This is a genomic window from Ensifer adhaerens, assembly GCF_013283195.1.
Lineage (GTDB): Bacteria > Pseudomonadota > Alphaproteobacteria > Rhizobiales > Rhizobiaceae > Ensifer > Ensifer adhaerens_G.
Genome location: NZ_JABEKT010000003.1, coordinates 325,202 through 347,092 on the forward strand (window position 1 = coordinate 325,202; position 21,891 = coordinate 347,092).

The window sequence follows — 21,891 nt, forward strand, 5'->3', positions numbered from 1 at the left end:
CACGCATCCGACGCACTCTCTATCGGATATTGAATGAATCGAATACGCCATATCGTCGTTGCATCGTTTGTGCTTGTTCACCAACAAACTGAATAAAAGCCCGCAGCCGTGGAAGGCGCCGGAGATCCTGGTGATACCCCACCCAAGTGTCCCTTCCGGGAGGAGGCTGTAACACATCGATACGTTTCAAGACGTCCATCGAGTCCCCCAACGGCCTCGGAAGAACCGCCATGCCTGCACCACCCGCGCATAACCTCGCCTGAACATCGCGATTGTTGCTTCGCATCGAAACGTTCGCATTGGGGAACCGGCCCTTAAGCCAACCTACGTCCGGCATGCTTCCAAAGGCCTCGTCCATGATGACCATACTGAATCCCGCTCCTGTGCCGGGCGAAGGGTCGTCCGATCCTTTGGCGACATACAGGCCATAGGGAATATGCAGTAGCTTACGTGAGATGACTTCCGGCTCCGTGAAGGGCTTGATGCGAAAGACGAGATCCGCTTCCCGACGCGCAAGGTTCAAAAGCCTGGAATCCGTAAGAACCTCGATGATTACGTTGGGATGTACACGTCTGAATTCCGCAACGATCGGGGCAAGGATATGAACCCCGAACCAGTCAGAGCACGAGATTCGCAAGGCTCCGGACAACGTGTTCTCGGCGCCCGCAAGCTGTCGCTGGAGTGCCAGCGCCTCCTCCTCCATTCGTTCCGCGTGCCCCAGCACGACGGTGCCCTCATCTGTCAGGACAAACCCGTCCGGTGTGCGCTGGAACAGCGAGTGGCCGACCGCCTCCTCAAGAGTCTTTAGTCGTCGTCCCATTGTCGGCTGCGTCAGGCCCAATTTCCTCGCGGCCGCACCCAGCGTTCCCTCCCTCGCGATCGCAAGAAAAAGACGGATGTCGCTCCATTCCATCATGACTTATGATCCATTCAAAAATGCATGGTTAGCATACAATCTATATGATTTTCATTCGGAAAATTCCATACCAAAGTGCTGGCATCAACTGAAAGGGATCAATCCTATGGGCACGATGAAAGCATTAGTTCTTGAAAATCACGGTACCGAATTTCGGGTCACGCAGATCGCACGACCGGCTGCAGGCGAAGGTCAGGTGCTCGTCCGCGTAAAGGCGAGCGGCGTAAATCCGCTGGACACGAAAATCCGCGCAGGAGCAGCCGCTCATGCCCGGCATCCACTTCCCGCAATCCTGGGTATCGACCTTGCTGGGGTCGTCGAAGAAGTCGGCGCAGGCGTGACTAGCTTTCGCCGCGGTGACGAGGTCTACGGCATGACGGGCGGTGTGGCTGGCGTTCAGGGTTCACTCGCAGAATTCGCGGCCGTCGATGCACGGTTGCTGGCCATTAAGCCATCTCACCTTTCCATGCGGGAAGCGGCCGCTCTACCCCTAATCTTCATCACGGCGTGGGAAGGCCTCGTGGATCGCGTCGGCATCCGGGCTGGCCAGAAGTTGCTCGTCCTTGGTGGCGGTGGTGGCGTCGGTCACGTTGCAGTTCAGATTGGCAAAGCTCTCGGTGCGGACGTCTATGCAGTCGATGGAGCCCGGAAGGCTGACTACCTCAAGAGCCTGAATGCGACCCCAATCGACTACGCCACGGAAACCGTGGACGAATACGTCGCAAAGTACACGCAAGGACAAGGATTCGATGTCGTCTACGACACCATCGGTGGCGCAGGCCTAGACACTGCGTTCAAGGCGGTCACCCGCTTTGGGCATGTGGTTAGCTGCCTCGGTTGGGGCACGCACGCACTCGCCCCGCTTTCATTCAAGGCGGCGACATATTCCGGCGTGTTCACACTGCTACCGCTGCTCACTGGCAAAGGTCGTGAGCATCACGGGGACATCATGCGGGAAGCAACGCGCCTTGCAGAAAGGGGTCAGTTGATGCCGCGTCTCGACAGTCGGTCCTTCGCACTTGAGAATGTGATGGCGGCTCACGAGTTGATTGAAGCTGGCAAGGTTGACGGAAAGCTCATCGTCGACATCGCGTAACGGCCAGGGCCCCGTCGTATCAGGGGCGGGGCCTTTTCTCTGCAGTTCCTTCATATTTTTCACACACCGGACGCCGGGGCGGCCTACCCGTTCTGTTACTCGCAAGTGATCACGGGGTATGGGCGGAAGTCCACCTTCGCCGCTGCCCCGCCCTTCCCGGGCGGGGCAAATCCTGGTGGCGAACACGCCTCTCGCAGCGCCGCCGCTCAATCTTGACAACCTCGCCAGTCCCGATCAATTCGGCCCTCTTCGGCCTTGTGAAAGTATTGGGAGCATACCAGCCACCCTTTCAGAGGCCTCAGCAGCCGTCGCCGGAATCTTGTCTGAGACGCAGGCTTCGTCGCGGCCGCCGAAGGCACGATTGCGACCGGAAGCCCGATCGCGGCTCCGGCGAACAGCAAGGCACGTCGTGACAGGGGCCTCTTTTCAGACGACGGCGGATGAGACGCGTCCTTTCTTTTGAGCGTCACCGGCTCATTCGACGGGTTCGACGAGAGTGGCGTCTTTGCTAACGACGTAAGTCGCCAGCTCGGAGGCTTTGCCTTCACCGACGTTCCTGGCGAGGTGTGCCACTCCCGAAGGAATGAACAGCGACTGGCCAGCCTTAAGGATGACAGGCGCCTGCCCCTCGAGCTGGTACTCAAGCGCACCTTCCAAGACAAATGCGACTTCTTCGCCTGGATGCTTGTGGTTAATCGAGGTCGCACCGGGATTGAAGTCCACCCTCGCTTGGACAACCTCCTTCCCAGAAACCGTGATATCCTTTTGCAGGAGGTCGGTACGTTGGATTTCCTGCTGCGCCTGGGCCGCCTGTAGCGACAGAATGCCAACTGCGAGAATAGCTGTGATGAGAATGCGGGGGTTCATTTGTCTATCCTTTTGAGGATTGCTGGGAGCCATAGAGATCAATGAGCTTAAGGGTTTTGCCCGCCGAACCAGGCGGCGAAAACATGCCAGTGCCAACGCGTTTCGACATCCGTCTCTCCAAGCTGGACGTCAGAATGACTGATAGCGGGCGGCTGGTTTGCTGGTGGACAGATTGTCAGCCATTGCCTGTCGGGCAGCTTCATAGGCGTCCCACTCGCCGACATCGTGAAGACTGGGGATAGTGACGAATTCGTTGCGCGCCAGCCCCATGAGCGCGGCGTCGACTAACGCGTCGGCGGGCATAACGATTTCCTGAGGCAAGTGCTGCACAGGCAAGCCGGCAATATCCCAGAAGTCGGTGGCGGTGGCTCCAGGGAGGACGACCTGAACATGTACGTTCGTGTCGGCGAGTTCCTGGCGAAGGCTCTGGCTGAAGGCGAGAACGAAGGCCTTTGTCCCCCCATAGACGCCATTCAGCCTCTCGGGCGCAACCGCCACGATGGAAGCGATATTGATAATGGTTCCAGCGTTGCGGTCAACGAACGCGGGGACCGCGGCATAGGTAAGTCGCATCAACGCCTCGACATTGAGGGCAATCATCGTGCTCATAGCCCGAGCGTCGGATTGAAGTAGCGGCGCGGTTGCACCAACGCCGGCATTGTTGACCAGCATCGTTATCCGTGGATCATCGGCAATCTGCGCCGCGACCCGAGCTACATCATCCACGACCGTGAGATCGGCAGTAACCGCCTCAACCGTGCGGCCGGTCTGCTCCTGAATGGTCGCTGCAACTCGCCGCAACCGGTCGCCGTTTCGCGCGACCAGGATCAGATCATAGCCGCTGCGGGCCAAGCGATCGGCATAAAGCGCTCCGATGCCGCTTGATGCACCGGTAATGACGGCTTTTCCCAACATCTTTTGCATCGTCGTGCCTTTCTGATTTTGGTGCGCGCAGACCGCGATCGCTTGCGAGCGTCGGCGCTGCTGATGTCTCATAGATTAGGTTGGACGTCTCCCGGCCGGTACTGTGAGGAAATGAGAGCCAGCCTCTCGTTTCAGGTCTCGGGTCAATCCGGACGCCGATCTCAAGAGGCTGCCTCTCGCATTCTCGCTCTACCGGCCGCAGGCGCGAAGCCCAATTGTTATAGCAAGCCTTGCAGGCGTCGCTGAACGACAAGCAGGCAGGTCAAACTATTGTTTCCAAACCACCCGGGAGAAACACATGGACATCCACTTGAAACGCAGAATCGCATTCGCCCTGTCGATGGGTGTCGTGACGACGGGGATCATCTCTTTCACGCTCCTCGCCCTCAATCTGGGTTTTTCAAATGGATTTGTCCTGACGTGGCTGCGCTCGTGGGGGATCGGCTACGTGATCGTCATTCCCGTCATTCTCCTGATCGGCCCCCGCCTTCAAGCGCAGGTCGACCGTCTAGTCACGGAACCGACGTTACAGGGAGGAAACTGACATGCCAAAGTCTCAGACCACCAATGCGAGAAGCGGCACAAGTGCACCAGTGGCGAGTTCCTCCGGCACCTGGTAGTCGAAGACGCGGGCGACGCCGATTCCACGCAATGCGGCGGCTACACAATTGGCCGCCGAGTTTACTTCGACCCGGGCGCGGGAGATCAATTTAGCGTGACAAGCTAAGCCCGAGTATCATTGGCGACAACCAAACAACGGAAGCTTGCAGTTTTGGACCTTCGTTCCGGGCGATACGTTATGCGAGTTTCGTGGCCCAGAACGTGAACATCTCCGCAACAAGCCGTGGACCGCGCTCGCGAAGAGCGGCTCCCTTCGACCGCTGTGGGCTTTGTCGCGGACGCGTTTCAAAGCTCGATTAGGCCCGCAGCTGACTGTGCGCGGGGAGCGGCAGGTTTAGGCGCCCCTGTTGGTCGTCCGCCGCACTGGCCGAAGTTCCCCGTAAACCGCCATTTGCTCCCCATATGTTGGCAGAGGCGGAGGGCGCGCATTCATCCAGACCCTGCCACTTAGCGAAAGCCGCCGGCGCTTAAGGGCCGCTATCTCACGAGCCACCTTAGCGGCTATGCTGCCAAAGGCACGCCAAGGCTACCGCGCCGAACATAACACCTTCTTCGACCATATGATGTTTGATGGATTGGAAGATGCCTATGAGCCCGGCCGTGCAATGGGCGATTTCGGGGAAAAGGCTGCCGCGAAGTACAAGTTCAGCCGCGATGACTAGGATGAGTACGCAGTCGAGAATTTGCGGGGTGCCGCGGCGGCAATCGAACATAAACAATTCGTCGATAAGATCGTGCTCGTATCGGTTCCGCCTAAAGCCGGAGAGGTGATTGTCCATACCGACGAGCATCCTCTCAAGGTCTCCCCGAAAAATCCCGACCCTTCGGCCGGCCTTCCAACCGGATGGAACGATAACCACTGTAAGCGCCTCAGAACGAGAGCTGCGGCGCCGTTCGCTGGCGCTGAAAGAAGGCCTCCACATCCTCGCGGAAATCAAGGCGCATGTCACGCACAGCCAGGATCCTGCCTGGTACCCAACCGCGCCCATACCGGCAATCCAAAGACTCCTTTCGAAGGTCTGCTGGACTGTCGACGACGTCGATCTGTTTGAGATCAACGAGGCATTTGCCGTGATTGCCATGGCGGCGGCAAAAGAGCTGCAGATCCCCAGGACGCGGTTGAACGTCAATGGTGGGGCTTGTGCGCTCGGACATCCAATTGGTGCGACCGGTGCTCGCATTATCGTTACCCTGCTGCAAGCCCCGGCACACCGTGGCCCCACACGTGGGGTCGCATCGCTTTGCATCGGCGGTGGCGAAGCGACGGCAATCGCAGTCGGGCGAACAGCTGGCGCGTGACCGAGGCTCTCAAGCCAAATATGGACGCCAGCGCGTTCAAGCTGCTCAGACTGACCCGAGGCAGACGCTATGTGGTTGCGGTTCAGAGAGTCGGTGGCGAAATTGAGCCGCATCCTTACTAGGATGAGGCTCAAGCACTTGCCGCAAAGAAGATACCGTCTGAACTCTGGCTGGAGATCGATACCGAGATTTATGCGGAGGTGGCGAACCTGAATTTACCGGCTCGAAGCACGGTTTTCAGTCGAGGGCATCGAGGGGGCCCTGTCTCGGTGTCGTGCTGTGGCGGGGTTCGACGATTTACCCTTTCATCTTTCCTTCCGAAGCGGATGCGCTTGCGGCGGTGCACGTTGATAATGAGCATGGAAGAGTGATCTGACTAAATCGATCGCGGATAATCCTTGATCCCTAGAGCACACAACACAAATCCAATTTGCGAACGCAGCGCATTCTCGATTTCCTGGTCACCCTGCAGACGCTGCTCGACCAGGGCCGGGTGGAGGAATGACATCATGGCTTCGACGACGGCCCGAGCAGCGCTGTGTCGATCCAACACCATCTCAGGGGGATTTTGCACATCGCGAAGGATGTGCACAATCGCGTCGCTCAACCGCTTAACATACCGGCGCGTTTCGGGCCAGTCCTCCAGATAAGCGGCAACGCAGAGCGCATGGACGTTTGGCGCGTGCGCGGCATCGTCCCGCACGCGCTTGTGGAGGTCTTCAAGCAGGGTCGCCAACCGTTCAGAGGGTAGACTGCACGTTTCAGAGCGTGCAAGCGCGGCTGACAGGGACTGATCGGCATGCCGTGCATAGACGCCTCGATCGATTGCCGCCCTGGTGGGAAGGAAGCGATAGACGTTGGCGCGGCTCATACCGAGTTTTTCGGCGATATCCGCCACATTGGTCTTCTTGCGCCCAATGTGGCGGATCAGCGCTTCAGCCTGGTCAAGAATAAGGTCCCTGGTCTCGCCCTCTTCAGCTTTCTCTACCTCCGTCATCCGAGGGACACTTTCCGTGTAGGGATCGCATGCGGATCAGAGGCCGCCAAGGTGACCTCGCTGCCGGTCTTCGCTGCTTTTCAGAACCGAGAAGCTGTTTTTCAGCGCCTCTGGCTGGAGCTTGTCCCAGAGTGACGGTGTACCGTTGAGACGCGCGAGATCCTCATGCCGCCGTAACCATTCCTCGGCTGTTTTCAGCCTGTTCGGATGGATTTCATCGAGCAGCTGGTAATCGCGCGTGATGACATCATGCTTCCACATGTTCCAGAAGCCGGTAAAATTGTCCCGGAAACTCATCGTGCTCCTGTCGGCGGGATCCGCATTGTAGCCAGCCGGCCGGTCTGCGGCGTTCTTGAGAGGACCGCCGAAATACTGGTCAATATCGGTATCGATGTAGCGTGCCGGATGTCCGGTCACACGTTCGAATGCGGCGGCGAGTTCGTCGTAACGCACGTGTTCGATCGCAACCTCAAGGTCCATTCCAACAGACCGCTCTGGATTGTCGAACAGCCAACGGACGTAATATGCGCAATCTTCCAGTGAGACATGGACGACGGCGCCCTGACCGAGCGGCACCCCCCAGGTCACCACGCCATCCTCGATCCTGGGCGTCATCGGCGTAAAGGGCGAGAACGCCATCTCCATGTAGGGGCCGGTGGTAAAAATTGCCGCGCCCATTCTTTCGGCATTGGACTTGTTTTGCGACAGGATCCATTCGGCGATGCGGCCCTTGCCGTCGTAGTGACCGGTGCGGAAGCGGGAGTCGTATCCCGACTTTTTTAGGACATAGTCGAGGTTCCCGAAGACGAAGAATTTGATCCCCTCCTCGATGGCGATCTCATACGTTCTCATTGCGAGGAAGGTTTCCGTCTTTTCGCCGGTGTTGAAGCCGTCAATATTGACGAAGGCTCCGTCGCAAGTCTGAAAGCCTTTCCGAATGATCTCCTCGTCTGCGAATGAACCCTCCAGCAGGGTTACGTTGCCCAACGCGTGAAGCTGTTGCGCGCGTTCCGACGCTTCATCTCGCGTGAGCGCCAGGACCTTATATTTCCCATCCGCAACCAACCCACGCACGACAGACATGCCTTGCGCTCCGGTGGCACCGATGACGAAAATCCGTCTGGTTTGAAATGACATGGATGGTTCCTTCAGATGTTTGATGGGGAAAGGCAATAGCCATGCCCCGCATGCAGGTTCAGGCGGTCACGCTGAGCGAGAAAGGTTTGAAGACTTTATCAGCGCCCTTTTAAACGCCGGGCGGGCCTCGCCACGCTCGACGTACCGCTGCAGATTTAGAAACCCCTCCAGAATATGCGCGCCATGCAACGCGCGCAGGACGGTCACCATCAACAGATCAGCTGCACTGAAGTCTCCATCGAGCCAATCGGCGTTACCGAGCTTTGTTGAGAGTTGACCAAGCCGGGTAGACAGATAGCCGGCATCGCGTGAAGAGAGACTGGGCTCTATCGTGTTCAGCGCCGCAAACATCCACATGACCGCACGCGACCGGGCGTTCGGATCCAGCGGCAAGAGACCAGGGTAACTCTGTGCAATGTGGTGGACGATCGCGCCGGACTCGAACAGCACCAGATCCCCGTCTTCATAGGTTGGCATCTGTCTGAAAGGGTGGAGCGCGCGGTACTCGGGACGGCGCATTTCGGAGAAGGCCAGCAATCGCAGCCGATAGGGCTGGCCGACTTCTTCCAGCGCCCACCGTACGCGCATATCGCGGTGGAACCCCCGGCCGCCATCCGGCGGAGTTTTGAAACTAGATACAATTGGGGTCATGATGCACCTGTATGTCGTGAGTGTGGATCGGTGAAAGCTAGAGACCGGCGATGCGGGACTTTGACCCTCTGAAGCGTCGGGGACGCCCCAGAGGGCTATTGCTTCACTCGGCTGCGAGATGCAGTTTCGGCTCCGGGCGGCCGGTCGCCTCCGGCCGCATGATGCCATGGTCGGCGTGCACCGCATCGTCCTCGGTCGGCTTGATCCGGAACCAGGCTGCGTAGAGTGCCGGAAGGAACAGCAGGATCATCAAGGTGCCGACAGCCGTACCGCCGATCAGCGTGTAGGCCATCGACCCCCAGAAGACCGAGTGGGTCAGCGGAATGAAGGCGAGGACCGCGGCCAGAGCCGTCAGGATGACCGGGCGGGTTCGTTGCACGGTTGCCTCGATCACCGCGTGGTAGTCATCGAGACCTGCCGCCTGATTGTCCTTGATCTGCTCCGTCAGGATGAGCGTGTTTCGCATGAGAATTCCAGCGAGCCCGATCAATCCGAGGATGGCATTGAAGCCGAAGGGCTGATTGAACAGCAGAAGTGCTGGCACAGCACCGGCAAGGCCAAGCGGTGCGGTCAGCATGACCATGGTCATCGTCGACAGGCTGCGAACCTGCAGAATGATCACGATCAGCGTCGCTGCGATCATCAGGGGGAAGATCTTGACGAGGGCAGTGTTTGCCTTGATCGATTCTTCGATATTGCCCCCCATCTCGATACGGTAGCCGACGGGAAGCGAGGCGATCAGCGGCTGGAGCGCCCTCATGACGGCTTGCGAAACCTCCGGCGGCTGTGTCGCCTCGTTGATATCGGAGCGGATGGTGATGACCGACGTCCGGTCGCGGCGCTTCATGATCGGTTCTTCGAACGTCACCTCGGAGTGCCCGATCTGGTCGAGAGGAACGGCGCGACCGTCCCTGCTGATCAAGGAGAAATCCCCAAGCCGCGAGGGATCGAGGCGGACGTCTCCGCCGCTGCGGGCTACGACGGGAACGTTGCGAATGTTCTCGCGGACCTCGGTGATCGGCACGCCCGACAACAGGAGTTGAATCTGCTGAGCCGCTTCTGCCGGCGAGAGGCCGATAAGTTTAAGCCTTTCCTGATCCGGTACGAAACGGACCACGGGCGTGCGGTTACCCCAGTCGCGATTGGCCTGGCGAACGTCCGGCACCGTTTTCATGATGGCGAGTGCCTGTTCGGAGATGTCATAGAGCTTTTTCGGATCGGGTCCCATGACGCGGAACTCGACCGGGAACGGTGTGTAGGGTCCGAACACGAGCTGGGTAACGCGCACGGAGGCTTCAGGCGCAAGACCGTCGGCGATGGCGGCACGCATGCGGTGCTTGAGCTCTTCTCGCGCATGCGCATCTGGCGTGAGCGCCACGATCTTGGCAAAGGCGGGGTCCGGCAGCTCCGGCGCCATGGCGAAGAAGAAGCGCGGCGCGCCCTGGCCGATATAGCTGGTGACGATCTTGGATTCCGGCTGCTGCTTCAGCCACTTTTCGAGTTTTTCCACGGTAGTCGTGGTGGTTTCGATGCTGGTGCCTTCCGGCAACCGCACTTCAATCAGGACCTCTGGACGGTCGGATGTCGGGAAGAACTGCTGCTTGACGCTGCCCATTCCCACAACTGAAACGCCCATGACGACGACAACGGCGGCGCAGGTCAGAAACTTGTGCCGGACCGCGAACTTGATCACGGACCGCAGACGTTGGTAGTTCGGCGTGCCATAGATCGCCTCGTGGCCGCCGGCGACCGGCTTGATGTCGGGCAGCATCTTGACACCGAGATAGGGCGTGAACACCACCGCGATGATCCAGGACACGATCAGGGCGAAGCCCACGACCCAGAAGATGTTGCCGGCATATTCACCGGCTGTCGATTTGGCAAAGCCCACCGGCATCAGGCCGATGATGGTGACGAGCGTGCCCGAGAGCATGGGCGCCGCCGTATGGCTCCAGGCATAGGCGGCTGCCTTGATCCGGTCCATGCCCTCTTCCATCTTCACCACCATGACTTCGATGGCGATGATTGCGTCGTCGACGAGAAGCCCGAGTGCGAGGATGAGGGCGCCAAGCGTGATGCGGTCGAAGAAGCGGCCGGTCTCAAGCATGATCAGGAACACGACGGCAAGGGTCAGCGGCACGGCGAGCGCGACGACGATGCCGACGCGCCAACCGAGCGCAATCAGGCTGACAAAGAGCACGACGCCAAGCGCCATGGCGAACTTCATCATGAATTCGCCAACTGCTTCCTGGATATTGACGGCCTGATCGCTGACCTTGGCCAGCGTCATGCCGAGCGGAAGCGACTGCGCGATGGTCGCAGATCGTTCCTCAAGCGCCTTGCCGAGTTCCAGACCGTTCCATCCCGACTGCATGACGGCGCCGAGCATGATAGCCGGCTCGCCATCATGGCGGATAATATAGGTGGCAGGGTCCTCGTAGCCGCGACGGACGTCGGCGAAATCGGACAGTTTCAAGGTACGGCCGCCGGCAACGATCGGGGTATCAGCGATGGCCTGAATGTTGTTGTAGGCACCATCGAAGCGGATAAACACCTGCGGCCCGCGCGTGTCGATCGAGCCGGCAGGCGTGACGGTGTTCTGGTTCTGGAGCGCTGACGCAATATCCTGCGCGGAAATCCCGAGTGTCGCGAGCTTGGCGAAGGAGAATTCGACGAAGATCTGCTCGGGCCGTTCGCCGAGAATATTGATCTTTTTGACGCCCGGCACATGCAGGAGATCTTGCCGGATGGTTTCAGCCTGACGCACCAGATCGCGCATCGGCATGCCCTTGGCCTTCAGCGCATAAAGGCCGAAGCTGACATCGGAATATTCATCGTTGATGAAGGGCCCGAAGACGCCGCGCGGCAGGTTGCGCGCCTCGTCGCCCAGCTTCTTGCGCGCCTGGTAGAACTCCTCCTCGACAGCACTTGCCGGCGTGTCGTCTCTCAGTGTCACCGTCAAATAAGCGTAACCGGGCCGTGTCGTCGTCTCAACGCGATCATACCAGGTCAGTTCCTGAATGCGCTTTTCGAGCGGTTCGGCGACGAGGTCCTGCATCTCGCGGGCATTCGCACCCGGCCAGACTGTCGTCACCGTCATCGTCTTGATGGTGAAGGACGGATCTTCCGCGCGCCCGAGGCTCAAAAAGGCATAGACGCCCGCGGCGGCCAGGAGAACGATAAAAAACAGGGTGACAGCGCGCTCGCGAACGGCAAGCGCGGAAAGATTGAAGCTCATCAGTTTGCCGCCTCTGCTTTTTCGACACTGGTGCGGATCGTCTCACCGTCGGTCAGAAGATGGGCGCCGAGTGCGACGACCGCCTCTCCTTGCTTCAGGCCTGACACGATCGCTGTTTCCTCGCCCAACCGTTCGACTATGACGTCACGGAAATGAACGCTGGAGGCTTTATCATCGACCACCCAGGCTCCCGTGCGGGCGCCGTCGTCCAGAAGTGACCCGACCGGGATTTCGGCATGCGCAAGGGCATCCTCGTTCGCGATCTTGATGGTGACGGTCGCGCCCAGCGGCGCATCCGCAGCCGAACCTTGCAACACCCAGCGCGTCTCATAGGTGCGTGTCTGGGGATCGGCCGAGGCGGATATCTGGCGCAGCACCGCGTTTTCCGAGGCGTCACGGCCATAGATGCTTGCCTGCGCCGTCGCGCCGGGCTCCGGCCTCAGGTTTTCTGGCATCCAGACCAGCGCCTCGCGGGGGCCGGCTTTCGCTAGCTTGACGACGGTCTGACCGGCTGCAATCACCTGTCCCGGCTCGCCTAGGGTCTCGACAATCGAACCGTCAGCGTCCGCCAGAAGAAGCGTATAAGCAGCCTCGTTCTCAGCTACGCTCTCCTCGGCTTCCGCGGCTGCCAGTTGCGCCGCCGTCGAATCCAGATCCGCTTTGGCCTGCTCGTATCTCTGCGGGGTGGCCGCCAAGCCACTTTTGACCAGCGCAGCATATCGCTTCTCGTCGGCTTTCGCCTGGACGAAGTTCGCGCGTGCCGCCGCCGCCGCATTGCGCTTCGCAGTCAGTGCGAGACGCAAATCGGTTGCGTCGATCTTCATCAGCGGTTGCCCAGCTTTCACGTTTTCGCCGAGATTGACGAGCCGCTCGACTATCTTGCCCGGCACGCGGAAGCCGAGATCGCTTTGAACTCTTGCCGCGATCGTGCCCGTGAAGCTGCGGAAAACGGTATCGGGTGTCCTGACCTTAACGACGCTAACTAACGGAGCAGCTGTCCTTGGATCGGCGGCGGCCGAAACCTTTTCCGTAGGCCAGAACACGGCTGCCGCCGTCGCTGCACCGGCGATGACCACTGCGGTGGTGAGGAGAAACTTCTTGTTCATGTGCTGACCCTTCTTGACGGTCGAGGTATTCGGAATAGATTGCATCCTAACTCTAAAACATATATAGATGTCAAATGAAATCTAAAAGGAGTGCCAAATGCGAGTAACCAGAGCCCAGGCTGAAGCCAACCGGGAAGCTGTTATCAACGCGGCGAGCCGGCTCTTTCGCGAGCACGGTTTTGATGGGATCGGTCTCAAGGATCTGATGAAGGGAGCCGGCCTTACTCAGGGCGGCTTCTACAAGCAGTTCGAATCCAAGGACGACCTTGCCGCACTCGCTTCCCGGCGGGCGATGGAGAGCGCAACGCGCCGATGGTCGTCGGCCGCGGCATCCAGCAACAATCCCCTGCACGCCGTTGTCGATTTCTATCTGTCGGCCGGCCATCGTGGAGAGATGGGTGACGGTTGCCCGCTCGTGGCACTCGGGTCAGACGCCGCTCGGCAAAGTGAAGAAGTCCGGACGCCCTTCCAGGACGGCATCAAAGGCCATCTGCAGGTCATCGAAGAACTGATGCCGGCAGGAAGTGAATTCAATCCCGAGGAAAGGGCTATGGCCATGCTGTCACTGATGGTTGGAGCGGTCACGCTTTCCAGAATTGTAACCGATGAGGATATGTCCAACCGGCTGCTTCAGGCGGCGGCCAACGAGGTCAAGCGCCTCGCCCCGACCGAATAGACCGCGCGGCCGGCATTCCTTCTTTTACATGTACAGGTGAAGTCATCATGCGTCGTATCGTCGTCACAGGCATGGGAGCGGTAAGCCCGCTTGGTGCAAACGTAACCAGTTCCTGGGCCCGGCTGTTGGCCGGTCAATCAGGCATTCGTCGCCTCCCGGACGAGATCGTCGGCGATCTCCCGGCCAAGGTCGGGGGCGTTGTCCCGTCGATCGAAGACGATCCGGAAGCAGGTTTCAATCCCGACCTCATCCTCCCGCCAAAGGATCAGCGCAAGGTGGATCGTTTCATCCTCCTGGCAATTGCAGCAGCCGAGGAAGCGCTGGCGCAGGCCAGGTGGAAGCCCGCTTCAGACGAGGACCGTATGAGAACGGCAACCATCATTGCCTCAGGCATCGGCGGCTTCCCGGCAATTACCGATGCAGTCAGGACCGTCGATCAAAAAGGCCCACGTCGCCTGTCGCCGTTCACGATCCCCTCATTCCTCGTCAATCTGGCGGCGGGCCAGGTCTCCATCCGTCATGGCTTCAGGGGGCCGCTCGGAGCGCCGGTTACGGCCTGCGCGGCGAGTGTCCAGGCGATCGGCGATGCGGCCAGGCTTATTCGTTCGAACGAGGCCGATATCGCTGTCTGCGGTGGGACCGAAGCCTGCATCAACACGGTAAGCCTCGGGGGCTTTGCAGCTGCACGCTCTCTCACTGCCGGCTTCAACGACACGCCGGAGCTGGCATCGCGCCCCTTTGACATGCTCCGCGACGGTTTTGTCATGGGCGAAGGTGCGGGCGTGCTGGTCATCGAATCTCTCAGCCATGCGCTCGCGCGCGGCGCCGAGCCTTTGGCCGAACTGGTTGGATACGGCACCACAGCCGATGCCCACCACATCACGTCGGGTCCTGAAGACGGCTCCGGAGCCGCACGCGCCATGCAGATCGCCATTAGGCAGGCGGGCATCGCGCCGGAAGAGATCCAGCATCTCAATGCTCATGCCACCTCGACCCAGGTCGGGGATCGCGGCGAGATCGAAGCGATCAAATCGGTGTTTGGCACGGGATCGGGCCTCGCCGTGAGTGGCACGAAATCGGCAACAGGTCACCTGCTTGGAGCGGCCGGCGGTCTGGAGGCGATTTTTACGATCATGGCGCTCAGAGACCAGATCGCACCGCCGACGCTCAACCTCAATGCTCCCGACCCCGCAAGCGACGGGATCGACATCGTTGCAAAGAGGGCGCGTCCGCATCCGATGAACTACGCCATCTCGAACGGGTTTGGCTTTGGTGGCGTGAACGCCAGCGCCTTGTTCAAACGCTGGGCGTAGGCGCTTCGATCGGCCAATGGTCCCTTTCGATACCCCGGCCAGCAAGAGGATAACAACAATGATGAGTGCTAAACACGGTATGGCCGACCAGAAGCCTAAAATCACGGTGATCGGGGTCGGCGGCGGTGGTGGAAACGCGGTCGATAACATGATCGCGAAAAAGCTTGCCGGGGTGCAATTCCTCGCGGCCAATACTGACGCGCAAGCGCTTGCCAAATCATCGGCGCCGCAGATCGTCCAGCTTGGCCCGCAGCTCACCGAGGGACTTGGCGCCGGTTCGCTCCCGGATATCGGGCGGGCGGCGGCCGAGGAGTCGATCGACTATCTGATGGGGTATCTTACCAGCGCCGACATGCTGTTTCTGGCTGGCGGTATGGGCGGCGGGACCGGGACAGGTGCCATGCCGGTCATCGCACGCGCAGCTCGGGCGGCAGGCATTCTGACCGTCGCGGTCGTCACCGAGCCCTTCGTGTTCGAAGGGTCGCACCGCTTGCGCCAGGCGAAAGCCGGGATCGAGGCGCTTGTTCAGAGCGCGGATACCGTGATCGTCGTGCCAAACCAGAGCCTGTTTCGCCTTTCCAATCCTCACACGACCCTGGCAGAGGCCTTCGCCATGGCGGATGCGGTGCTGCATGCCGGTGTCAGCTCGGTCGTCGACCTGATCTTGAAGGAAGGCATCGTCAATCTCGATTTCGCCAACGTCCGGGCTGTCATGCAGGGCATGGGCAGGGCTGTCATGAGCACCGGCGAGGCAAGCGGACCCGAGCGCGCGGCCGAGGCCGCAAAGGCGGCGGTCGAAAACCCGCTGTTCGGCGATGCCATCCTCAGCGACGCGAGAGGCGTTCTAGTTTCAGTTTCGGCTGGCCGGCACCTCACCTTGCACGAAGTCGACGAGGCCGCCAGCCGCATTCGCGAAACAGTCGACACTGAGGCGGAAATCATCTTCGGGGCCGCCTTCGACCCTGGCCTTGGAGACACGATGCGCGTGTCGATCGTGGCGACGGGCCTGCAGTCCGAAGAGATCGCAATCGGGCGGGTCGCATAGCGCATTGTAGTCGCGCTGGGATTCAGGAATTTCGATTGAGACGAAGCATGACGATGTGGAAACGTTTTTTTGGCGAAATGGCGCATTTGGAAAGAGGTGCTCGGCGGTATCGATGATCTGCAAGGAGACCATCTCCTCAGCCTGGAGAGGCGCGTATCGAGCCTCGAAAAGAGAGTGGCGATCTTGAAGGAACGCGGTGACCCAGACTGATCGCTTGAGCGACTGGCTCGATCGATGTTCCTGATTGCGATGAGGCAGTCATCGAACGGATAAAACTCCCGTCGGGTCTCCGGGTTAGGACAGCATGCGCAGCGCGGCCATCACCTCTTCCAGAACACCATGCGCTGCTAGCTTCACTTTGATCACCTCATTCTTGTCTTCAGAATTTTCCGAGACGATTGAAGCCGGCTGAGGCCTTGCGGCGTCAGCTCCACGCGCCGGACGCGCCGGTCGACAACATCTTCCGTGATCGCCACGAACTGGCGTTTCGACAGCGGCTTCAGGTTTGCCGAGACCGTCGATGGATCAAGACCTAGCGCAATGCGCAGGTCTGTGACCCGCGGGCAATCCAGTGCAGCGATCGTTTGAAGCACTACGGCCTGCTCTCCAGTGAGTTCATGGATTTTGAGTGCCGCATTGATCTTGCGCGACAGGCGTCGGTTAAGGCGAAGGAAGGCGGAACAGAGGTCGTCGTTTTGGATAAAGCTCATCTTTTCTGTCCGATAGCGACCGTGATGCAAAGCGCAGAGTGCTGGGCTTTTCGACCCATAGATTTTGAACGCAATCCATATTGACTTAGATGCCGACAACAATCTAAGCCAATATGCGCTCGTCGCGTTGAAGGGATTCTCCATGAACAGCACATCGTCGACGCAAACGCCGTCTCCCACGTCGCGCAAAAATGTTCCTCATGCACTTAACGGGCCGATTGCACTTGCGATCCTGCGTCTTGCGGCGCCGACCGTACTCGTCCTTGTGGTGCAGACCATGGTTGGCGTGGCAGAGACATACTTCGTCAGCTTTCTGGGCACAGAAGCCCTCGCTGGCGTCACGCTGGTCTTCCCGATCCTGATGCTGATGCAGATGATGGCGAACGGTGGGATCGGTGGCGGAACCGCGGCGGCAATCGCCCGCGCATCGGGTGCCGGCCGCTACGACGATGCCAATGCCCTCCTTTGGCATTCGATCGTGCTCGCCTGCGGTCTCGGGGTCATCTTCTCCGCAGTGGGCTTCATGATCGGATCGACGCTTTACCCGGCGATGGGCGGAACCGGTGCGACTTTATCGGCGGCCATGACCTACTCGATGGTGGTGTTTTCCGCCTCCGTGCCGATCTGGCTGACAGCGTTGATATCTTCGGCTCTCCGAGGAGCAGGCAATGCCCGCTTCCCCGCCGTGGTAACCATTTCTGGAACCTTCGTCCTGCTTCCGCTCTCTCCCGCATTGATATTCGGGTGGGGGCCGTTTCCGGCTTTGGGCGTCGCTGGCGCCGGGCTTGCGGTCGCAGTCTACTATCTCATCACAGCGATGTGGCTGTTTGCTCACCTTCGCAGCGCCGGCAGTGTTCTCAAGATAAAGCCTGTCCCGCTCGAAAGGCGCCTGTTCGGGGAAATCCTCGGCGTTGGACTGCTGTCCGCTGTTGGCACCGTCCAGGTTAATGTCACGGTGACTTTTGTTACGGCGACCGCCGGCCGCTTTGGCACGGAAGCGCTGGCAGGCTACGGCATTGCGTCGCGTGTTGATTATCTTCAGATCCCCATCTTGTTCGGGTTGGGCACGGCCATCGTCACCCTGGTCGGCATCAATATCGGCGCAAACCAGATCGAGCGCGCGCGGAAAATTGCGTGGACGGGGGCCGGCATGGCGTTTGCGTTCTCGACAACCGTCGGTCTCGTCGTTGCGATCTGGCCGCAGTTATGGATGGGGCTGTTCACAGATGATCCAGATGTTGTCGCGCAAGGGGCCCTCTATCTGCACATCGTGGCACCGGTCTATGGCGCCGTGGGACTGGGGCTTGCGCTTTACTTCGCAAGTCAGGCGGCAAAGCGCGTGTTCCTGCCGGTGCTTGCTGGCACGGTCAGGATGGTCGTCGCCGCATTCCTGGGCTGGTCCGCTGTCGCTTTGTGGGGTGCCAACCTCACGCAACTATATTGGATCGTTGCAGTGGCTGCAGCGCTTTACGGCATGCTGACAGCCCTCGCGATCTATCGACAGACGTGGAATTGAAGCTCTTGCACCGGCACATGCCGCACGAACAGTTCATTCCGTACCGAACATCTCGCACAGGCTTGAAGGATTTTCCAAGCGAGTTAGTCAAGTGACTCAATCACGGCGTCTGGCGAGTGGAGAAAACAGCATTGTGTTCAAATATTCCTGGGCCGCCTTGAACGGATATGAACCTCGAACACTATGTGTCAGCAATATTAAGCCGACCAGCGTCCGCCAGAGCTGAGCCCAAAAGATTGCCTTCGACCATTTAAAGGTCTATCTTCTGGTCAAATTGGAGACCGATGTATGAAGCTCTCGCAGCAGGTAAAACCTATCAGCTATCTCAAGGCGCATGCGCCCGAGATCGTTCGTTCGCTGGCTGAAAATCGTGAGCCTGTCGTACTCACGGTGCATGGCGAGGCAAGAGCCGTGCTCCAAGATGTTACCGTTTACGAGGAAACCCAAGAGACAATCGCTCTGTTGAAGGTGCTAGCGCTCACCAACAAGCAAGTCGAAGCGGGCAAGGTCGATCGCGCATCCGAAGCATTCAAGCGGATCCGACATCGCGTTTCCCGATCCTGATGCCTTATACCGTTTTACTCTCCGAGGACGCGGAACAAGATATCGAGGACCTCTACCAGTTCATTGCCAACCGCGAAGGCGTAGAAACAGCAGATCGTATACTGGGCGAACTCGAGGCGGCCGCCTCGAGCCTAGAGGATATGCCGGATCGAGGGAACGTTCCAAAGGAACTCGCACCGATCGGAATCACCGAATACCGCGAGCTACACCACAAACCGTGGCGAATGATCTACCGGATCCTCGGCTCGGATGTGATCATTTACTGCGTCGCCGACGGGCGCCGAGACATGCAGTCATTGCTTGAAAGGCGCCTGTTTCGCACAGCAAGGTGAGAACCATCCCTCAAGGTCAACCGATCGCGGCCTGACTTCGGTTGCGCTCAGTGTGGTCGGACGACTCCATCAATCGCAGCTCAACCGTGCCGCTAAAATGCTAGGTTCGTCTACTCTCGAAACTCGAAGACCTCCTGTCGGTCGGACTTGAAGCTTGTTCGACAGTACGCTCCAGTCGATACATTATGCGATCAATCTGGAACAACCATGATCAAATCAGCATTTCAGGCGTAAGATTGAATTATGCAACTTGTTAGGTTTAATATTCCGCCATCCGCGTCGATGCCTTCATCTTATCACTTACGATGAGAGGCAGTATCCCCCCGGCTTTCAACGTCTCCACCTCTGCCATTGTTTCGATTGCGGCTGTTGCCACGAAGGAGAGATTTCCGCGGCCGGCGCGCCGGATCGTCACGGGGATCGGGCTCCGGGGGAAAACGCGGTCGATCTCCGCGTCGATTTCCAGCGTGTCACCTGATTTCAGATCAAGCGCTGCCGGCCCGAACTCGGGAGGGAGCCGCATCGGCAATATGCCCATGCCGATGAGGTTGGAGCGGTGGATACGCTCAAAGCTCAGGGCCAGGACGGCGCTGACACCAAGGAGCGAAACGCCCTTGGCCGCCCAATCCCGCGAAGAGCCCATGCCATATCGATCGCCGGCAACGATGACCACGCGCTGACCTTCGGAGGCATATCGTTGTGCGGCATCCCACAAGGGCAGGATTTCCTGCGATGGCCAGTAGATGGTGGAGCCGGGAGGGATGTCATCTCCCAGCCTGTTGCGCACAGCCCGGTTGGTGAACAGTCCGCGGACCATGGCTTCCCAGTTTCCACGCCTGGAGGCATAGACATTCAGGTCGTTCGGATTGTCGCCCATCGCGGTTAGATACCCGCCTGTTTCGCTTGCCGCCGGGATAGCGCCGGCCGGCGAGATATGATCCGTCGTAATATCGTCGCCGAGGAAGAGCAGCGGACGGGCCGTGTAGTGTCCGAGCAGGCTGCCTTTGCCGAGGCTGGCAAAGGGAGGCCGGCGAATGTAGGTAGACGTCTCATCCCAGGGGAAAAGCGTTGTTTCAGGCGCATCGAGGTCCCGCCACATGCGGCTGGCTTCTGCTTCTGCATAGGCCGGCGTGACGTCGTTCTTGTCGACCGCGTGCGCGAGAGCGTCGTCGATCTCCGCGCTCTGCGGCCAGAGCATCGCCAGGGTGACAGCTTCGCCATCCCGCGAATAACCGATGAAGTCGTTCATGATGTCGATCTCGACGCTTCCCGCCAAGGCGAACGCGATCACCATAGGTGGGGAGGCCAGGAAACCAGCTTCGAGATGGGGATGAACACGACCCGGAAAGTTCCGGTTTCCGGAGAGAACAGCGACGGGAAGAATGCCACGATCGGTCATAGCCTTGCTAACCGGCTCCGTTAACGGGCCAGAATTGCCGATGCAGGTCGTGCAGCCATAACCGACAATGCCGAAACCGACAGCTTCCAGATCTTCCAGCAAACCGGCCCGGCGCAGATACCGCTCTGCAGTCGGCGAACCGGGGGCGAGCGAGGTCTTGACCCAATGAGGTGGACGCAGGCCGTAAGCGCGCGCTTTTCGAGCAAGCAGCCCGGCTGCGATCATCAGTCTCGGATCGGATGTATTGGTGCAGCTGGTGATGGCCGCGATCGCCACCGCACCGTCGTTCGGCTGGTCCGGGATGGAGATCGCATTCCTCTTCATCGAAGCGATGGCTGCTTTCGTGCCGCTCACCGGCAGCCTGTCCTGCGGGCGGCTTGGTCCTGCCAGGCTGGGCTCGACGTGTGAAAGGTCGATCTCGATCGTGCTCGTGTAGCGCGGCGCGGTATCCGGATCGAACCACAGCCCGACGCGACGACAATAGCTCTCGACCAGTTCGATTTGCTGCTCGTCGCGACCCGTTGCGCGCAGATAGGTAAGCGTCTTTTCATCGATCGGGAAATAGCCGCTGTTGCCGCCGAATTCTGGCGTCATGTTTGCGACGACGGACCTGTCTCCAGCCGTCAGGGAGGAGACGCCGGGGCCGTAGAACTCGACATACTTATCCTGCAGATCGGTCTTGCGCAGGATATGCGTCACGACAAGTGCAAGATCCGTTGCCAGCACGCCCTCTTTCAGCCGTCCCGTGAGCCGCACGCCCACCACATCGGGAACGCGCAGGGCAACCGGCTTGCCGAAGAAAACGCTTTCGGCTTCGAGCCCGCCAACGCCCCAGGCAAGCACGCCGATGCCGTTGATCATCGGCGTATGGCTATCGGTGCCGATCAGCGTATCCGGCATCGCCCAGTGCCGGCCGCCGCTTTCGCGGGTCGCGACGACCGTTGCCAGTTTTTCAAGGTTGAGGGTGTGCATAATGCCGGTTCCCGGCGGATGCACCCGGAAATCATCAAGCGTATTGGTCGCCCATTTCATGAAACGATAACGTTCCGCGTTGCGCTGGAACTCGCGCGTCATGTTGCGCTCCAACGCGCGGGCTTCGCCGAACACATCGACACCGATGGAGTGGTCGGTGGAAACATCGACCGGAACCACGGGGTTCAGAAGCGCCGGATCGCCGCCGGCTTCGGCAAGGGCGGAGCGCATGCCGGCGATATCCACCAACGCGGGACCGCAGGTGGTGTCGTGCATCAGGACGCGACCGGGCAAAAACGGGATCTCCCGCTCGCTTGTGCCGGTTTCCAGCCAATCAAGGATCGCCTGCTTCGCGGCACCCACCTCCTCGCCTGCTGTGCGCAACACGTTTTCGAGCAGGATGCGGTGGATGTAAGGCAGGCGCGCCAGCGCATCTCCCACCTCGGCGGGAAGGTCTATGATGTCGTAGCGTGAGGAGCCGACGGTGATATTGGCAATCGCTATCATGGCGT

Annotated in this window: 18 protein-coding genes and 3 pseudogenes; 9 read left to right on the top strand and 12 right to left on the bottom strand. The window is 59.6% G+C overall.

Going from position 1 to position 21,891, the window contains the following annotated elements:
- Positions 1-19: 19 nt before the first annotated feature.
- Positions 20-913, bottom strand: coding sequence for a LysR family transcriptional regulator (locus tag LPJGGPFB_RS24495; RefSeq protein WP_173422902.1), 894 nt, complete (start codon positions 911-913; stop codon positions 20-22).
- A 109-nt stretch (positions 914-1,022) separates the two neighbouring features.
- Here LPJGGPFB_RS24495 and LPJGGPFB_RS24500 point away from each other — a divergent pair, with 109 nt between their 5' ends.
- Positions 1,023-2,012: a zinc-dependent alcohol dehydrogenase family protein gene (locus tag LPJGGPFB_RS24500; RefSeq protein ID WP_173422903.1), complete on the top strand. Its 990-nt coding sequence runs from the start codon at positions 1,023-1,025 to the stop codon at positions 2,010-2,012.
- 206 nt (positions 2,013-2,218) lie between these two features.
- Here LPJGGPFB_RS24500 and LPJGGPFB_RS33765 read toward each other — a convergent pair.
- The 3 genes and pseudogenes from LPJGGPFB_RS33765 to LPJGGPFB_RS24510 all read right to left on the bottom strand — a co-directional run.
- Positions 2,219-2,317: pseudogene (locus tag LPJGGPFB_RS33765) on the bottom strand (DUF983 domain-containing protein); the annotation flags it as partial.
- Between the two features lie 169 nt (positions 2,318-2,486).
- Positions 2,487-2,879, bottom strand: coding sequence for a cupin domain-containing protein (locus tag LPJGGPFB_RS24505; RefSeq protein ID WP_173422552.1), 393 nt, complete (start codon positions 2,877-2,879; stop codon positions 2,487-2,489).
- 129 nt (positions 2,880-3,008) lie between these two features.
- The gene (locus LPJGGPFB_RS24510; RefSeq protein WP_173422553.1) at positions 3,009-3,803 is read right to left on the bottom strand and encodes an SDR family NAD(P)-dependent oxidoreductase; all 795 of its coding nucleotides are present in this window, start codon (positions 3,801-3,803) and stop codon (positions 3,009-3,011) included.
- Positions 3,804-4,101: 298 nt separating this feature from the next.
- On the opposite strand from LPJGGPFB_RS24510, the gene LPJGGPFB_RS24515 reads away from it, so the two are divergent.
- Complete coding sequence (locus LPJGGPFB_RS24515; RefSeq protein ID WP_173422554.1) at positions 4,102-4,347, top strand: DUF2798 domain-containing protein; 246 nt, start codon at positions 4,102-4,104, stop codon at positions 4,345-4,347.
- A 27-nt stretch (positions 4,348-4,374) separates the two neighbouring features.
- On the opposite strand, the pseudogene LPJGGPFB_RS24520 reads toward LPJGGPFB_RS24515, so the two are convergent.
- A pseudogene (locus LPJGGPFB_RS24520) lies at positions 4,375-4,509 on the bottom strand (LysR family transcriptional regulator); the annotation flags it as partial.
- Between the two features lie 418 nt (positions 4,510-4,927).
- On the opposite strand from LPJGGPFB_RS24520, the pseudogene LPJGGPFB_RS24525 reads away from it, so the two are divergent.
- A pseudogene (locus tag LPJGGPFB_RS24525) lies at positions 4,928-5,723 on the top strand (thiolase family protein); the annotation flags it as partial.
- Positions 5,724-6,099: 376 nt separating this feature from the next.
- Here LPJGGPFB_RS24525 and LPJGGPFB_RS24530 read toward each other — a convergent pair.
- From LPJGGPFB_RS24530 to LPJGGPFB_RS24550, 5 genes are all read right to left on the bottom strand, one after another.
- Positions 6,100-6,720 (bottom strand): TetR/AcrR family transcriptional regulator, encoded by a 621-nt coding sequence (locus LPJGGPFB_RS24530; RefSeq protein WP_173422555.1) that lies wholly within the window; start codon positions 6,718-6,720, stop codon positions 6,100-6,102.
- Positions 6,721-6,756: 36 nt separating this feature from the next.
- On the bottom strand, positions 6,757-7,857 hold the full coding sequence (locus LPJGGPFB_RS24535) for an NmrA family NAD(P)-binding protein (protein WP_173422556.1): 1,101 nt from the start codon (positions 7,855-7,857) through the stop codon (positions 6,757-6,759).
- Positions 7,858-7,923: 66 nt separating this feature from the next.
- Complete coding sequence (locus LPJGGPFB_RS24540) at positions 7,924-8,508, bottom strand: glutathione S-transferase family protein (RefSeq protein WP_173422557.1); 585 nt, start codon at positions 8,506-8,508, stop codon at positions 7,924-7,926.
- A 103-nt stretch (positions 8,509-8,611) separates the two neighbouring features.
- Complete coding sequence (locus LPJGGPFB_RS24545; RefSeq protein WP_173422558.1) at positions 8,612-11,746, bottom strand: efflux RND transporter permease subunit; 3,135 nt, start codon at positions 11,744-11,746, stop codon at positions 8,612-8,614.
- Positions 11,746-12,852 carry an efflux RND transporter periplasmic adaptor subunit gene (locus LPJGGPFB_RS24550; RefSeq protein WP_173422559.1) on the bottom strand — a complete coding sequence of 369 codons (1,107 nt, stop codon included), beginning with the start codon at positions 12,850-12,852 and terminating at the stop codon, positions 11,746-11,748. The genes LPJGGPFB_RS24545 and LPJGGPFB_RS24550 overlap by 1 nt, the downstream gene beginning before the upstream one ends.
- A 97-nt stretch (positions 12,853-12,949) precedes the next feature.
- Between LPJGGPFB_RS24550 and LPJGGPFB_RS24555 the strand changes: the two genes are divergently transcribed.
- The 3 genes from LPJGGPFB_RS24555 to ftsZ are packed head-to-tail and all read left to right on the top strand — an operon-like array spanning position 12,950 to position 15,886.
- Positions 12,950-13,528: a TetR/AcrR family transcriptional regulator gene (locus LPJGGPFB_RS24555; RefSeq protein WP_173422560.1), complete on the top strand. Its 579-nt coding sequence runs from the start codon at positions 12,950-12,952 to the stop codon at positions 13,526-13,528.
- 47 nt (positions 13,529-13,575) lie between these two features.
- A complete protein-coding gene (gene fabF / locus LPJGGPFB_RS24560; protein WP_173422561.1) occupies positions 13,576-14,841 on the top strand; it encodes a beta-ketoacyl-ACP synthase II in 1,266 nt (421 codons plus the stop codon).
- Between the two features lie 58 nt (positions 14,842-14,899).
- Complete coding sequence (ftsZ, locus tag LPJGGPFB_RS24565) at positions 14,900-15,886, top strand: cell division protein FtsZ (protein WP_173422562.1); 987 nt, start codon at positions 14,900-14,902, stop codon at positions 15,884-15,886.
- Between the two features lie 362 nt (positions 15,887-16,248).
- Here the strand turns inward: ftsZ and LPJGGPFB_RS24570 are convergent, their stop codons facing one another.
- Complete coding sequence (locus LPJGGPFB_RS24570; protein ID WP_173422563.1) at positions 16,249-16,596, bottom strand: MarR family winged helix-turn-helix transcriptional regulator; 348 nt, start codon at positions 16,594-16,596, stop codon at positions 16,249-16,251.
- Between the two features lie 64 nt (positions 16,597-16,660).
- Here LPJGGPFB_RS24570 and LPJGGPFB_RS24575 point away from each other — a divergent pair, with 64 nt between their 5' ends.
- The 3 genes from LPJGGPFB_RS24575 to LPJGGPFB_RS24585 all read left to right on the top strand — a co-directional run bounded on the left by LPJGGPFB_RS24575 (position 16,661) and on the right by LPJGGPFB_RS24585 (position 19,008).
- The gene (locus tag LPJGGPFB_RS24575) at positions 16,661-18,112 is read left to right on the top strand and encodes an MATE family efflux transporter (protein ID WP_234903033.1); all 1,452 of its coding nucleotides are present in this window, start codon (positions 16,661-16,663) and stop codon (positions 18,110-18,112) included.
- 288 nt (positions 18,113-18,400) lie between these two features.
- Positions 18,401-18,676 carry a type II toxin-antitoxin system Phd/YefM family antitoxin gene (locus tag LPJGGPFB_RS24580; RefSeq protein ID WP_173422564.1) on the top strand — a complete coding sequence of 92 codons (276 nt, stop codon included), beginning with the start codon at positions 18,401-18,403 and terminating at the stop codon, positions 18,674-18,676.
- Complete coding sequence (locus tag LPJGGPFB_RS24585; RefSeq protein WP_173422565.1) at positions 18,676-19,008, top strand: type II toxin-antitoxin system RelE/ParE family toxin; 333 nt, start codon at positions 18,676-18,678, stop codon at positions 19,006-19,008. Before LPJGGPFB_RS24580 ends, LPJGGPFB_RS24585 begins: the two co-directional genes overlap by 1 nt.
- 259 nt (positions 19,009-19,267) lie before the next feature.
- Here the strand turns inward: LPJGGPFB_RS24585 and acnA are convergent, their stop codons facing one another.
- On the bottom strand, positions 19,268-21,886 hold the full coding sequence (gene acnA / locus LPJGGPFB_RS24590) for an aconitate hydratase AcnA (RefSeq protein ID WP_173422905.1): 2,619 nt from the start codon (positions 21,884-21,886) through the stop codon (positions 19,268-19,270).
- Positions 21,887-21,891 lie beyond the last annotated feature (5 nt).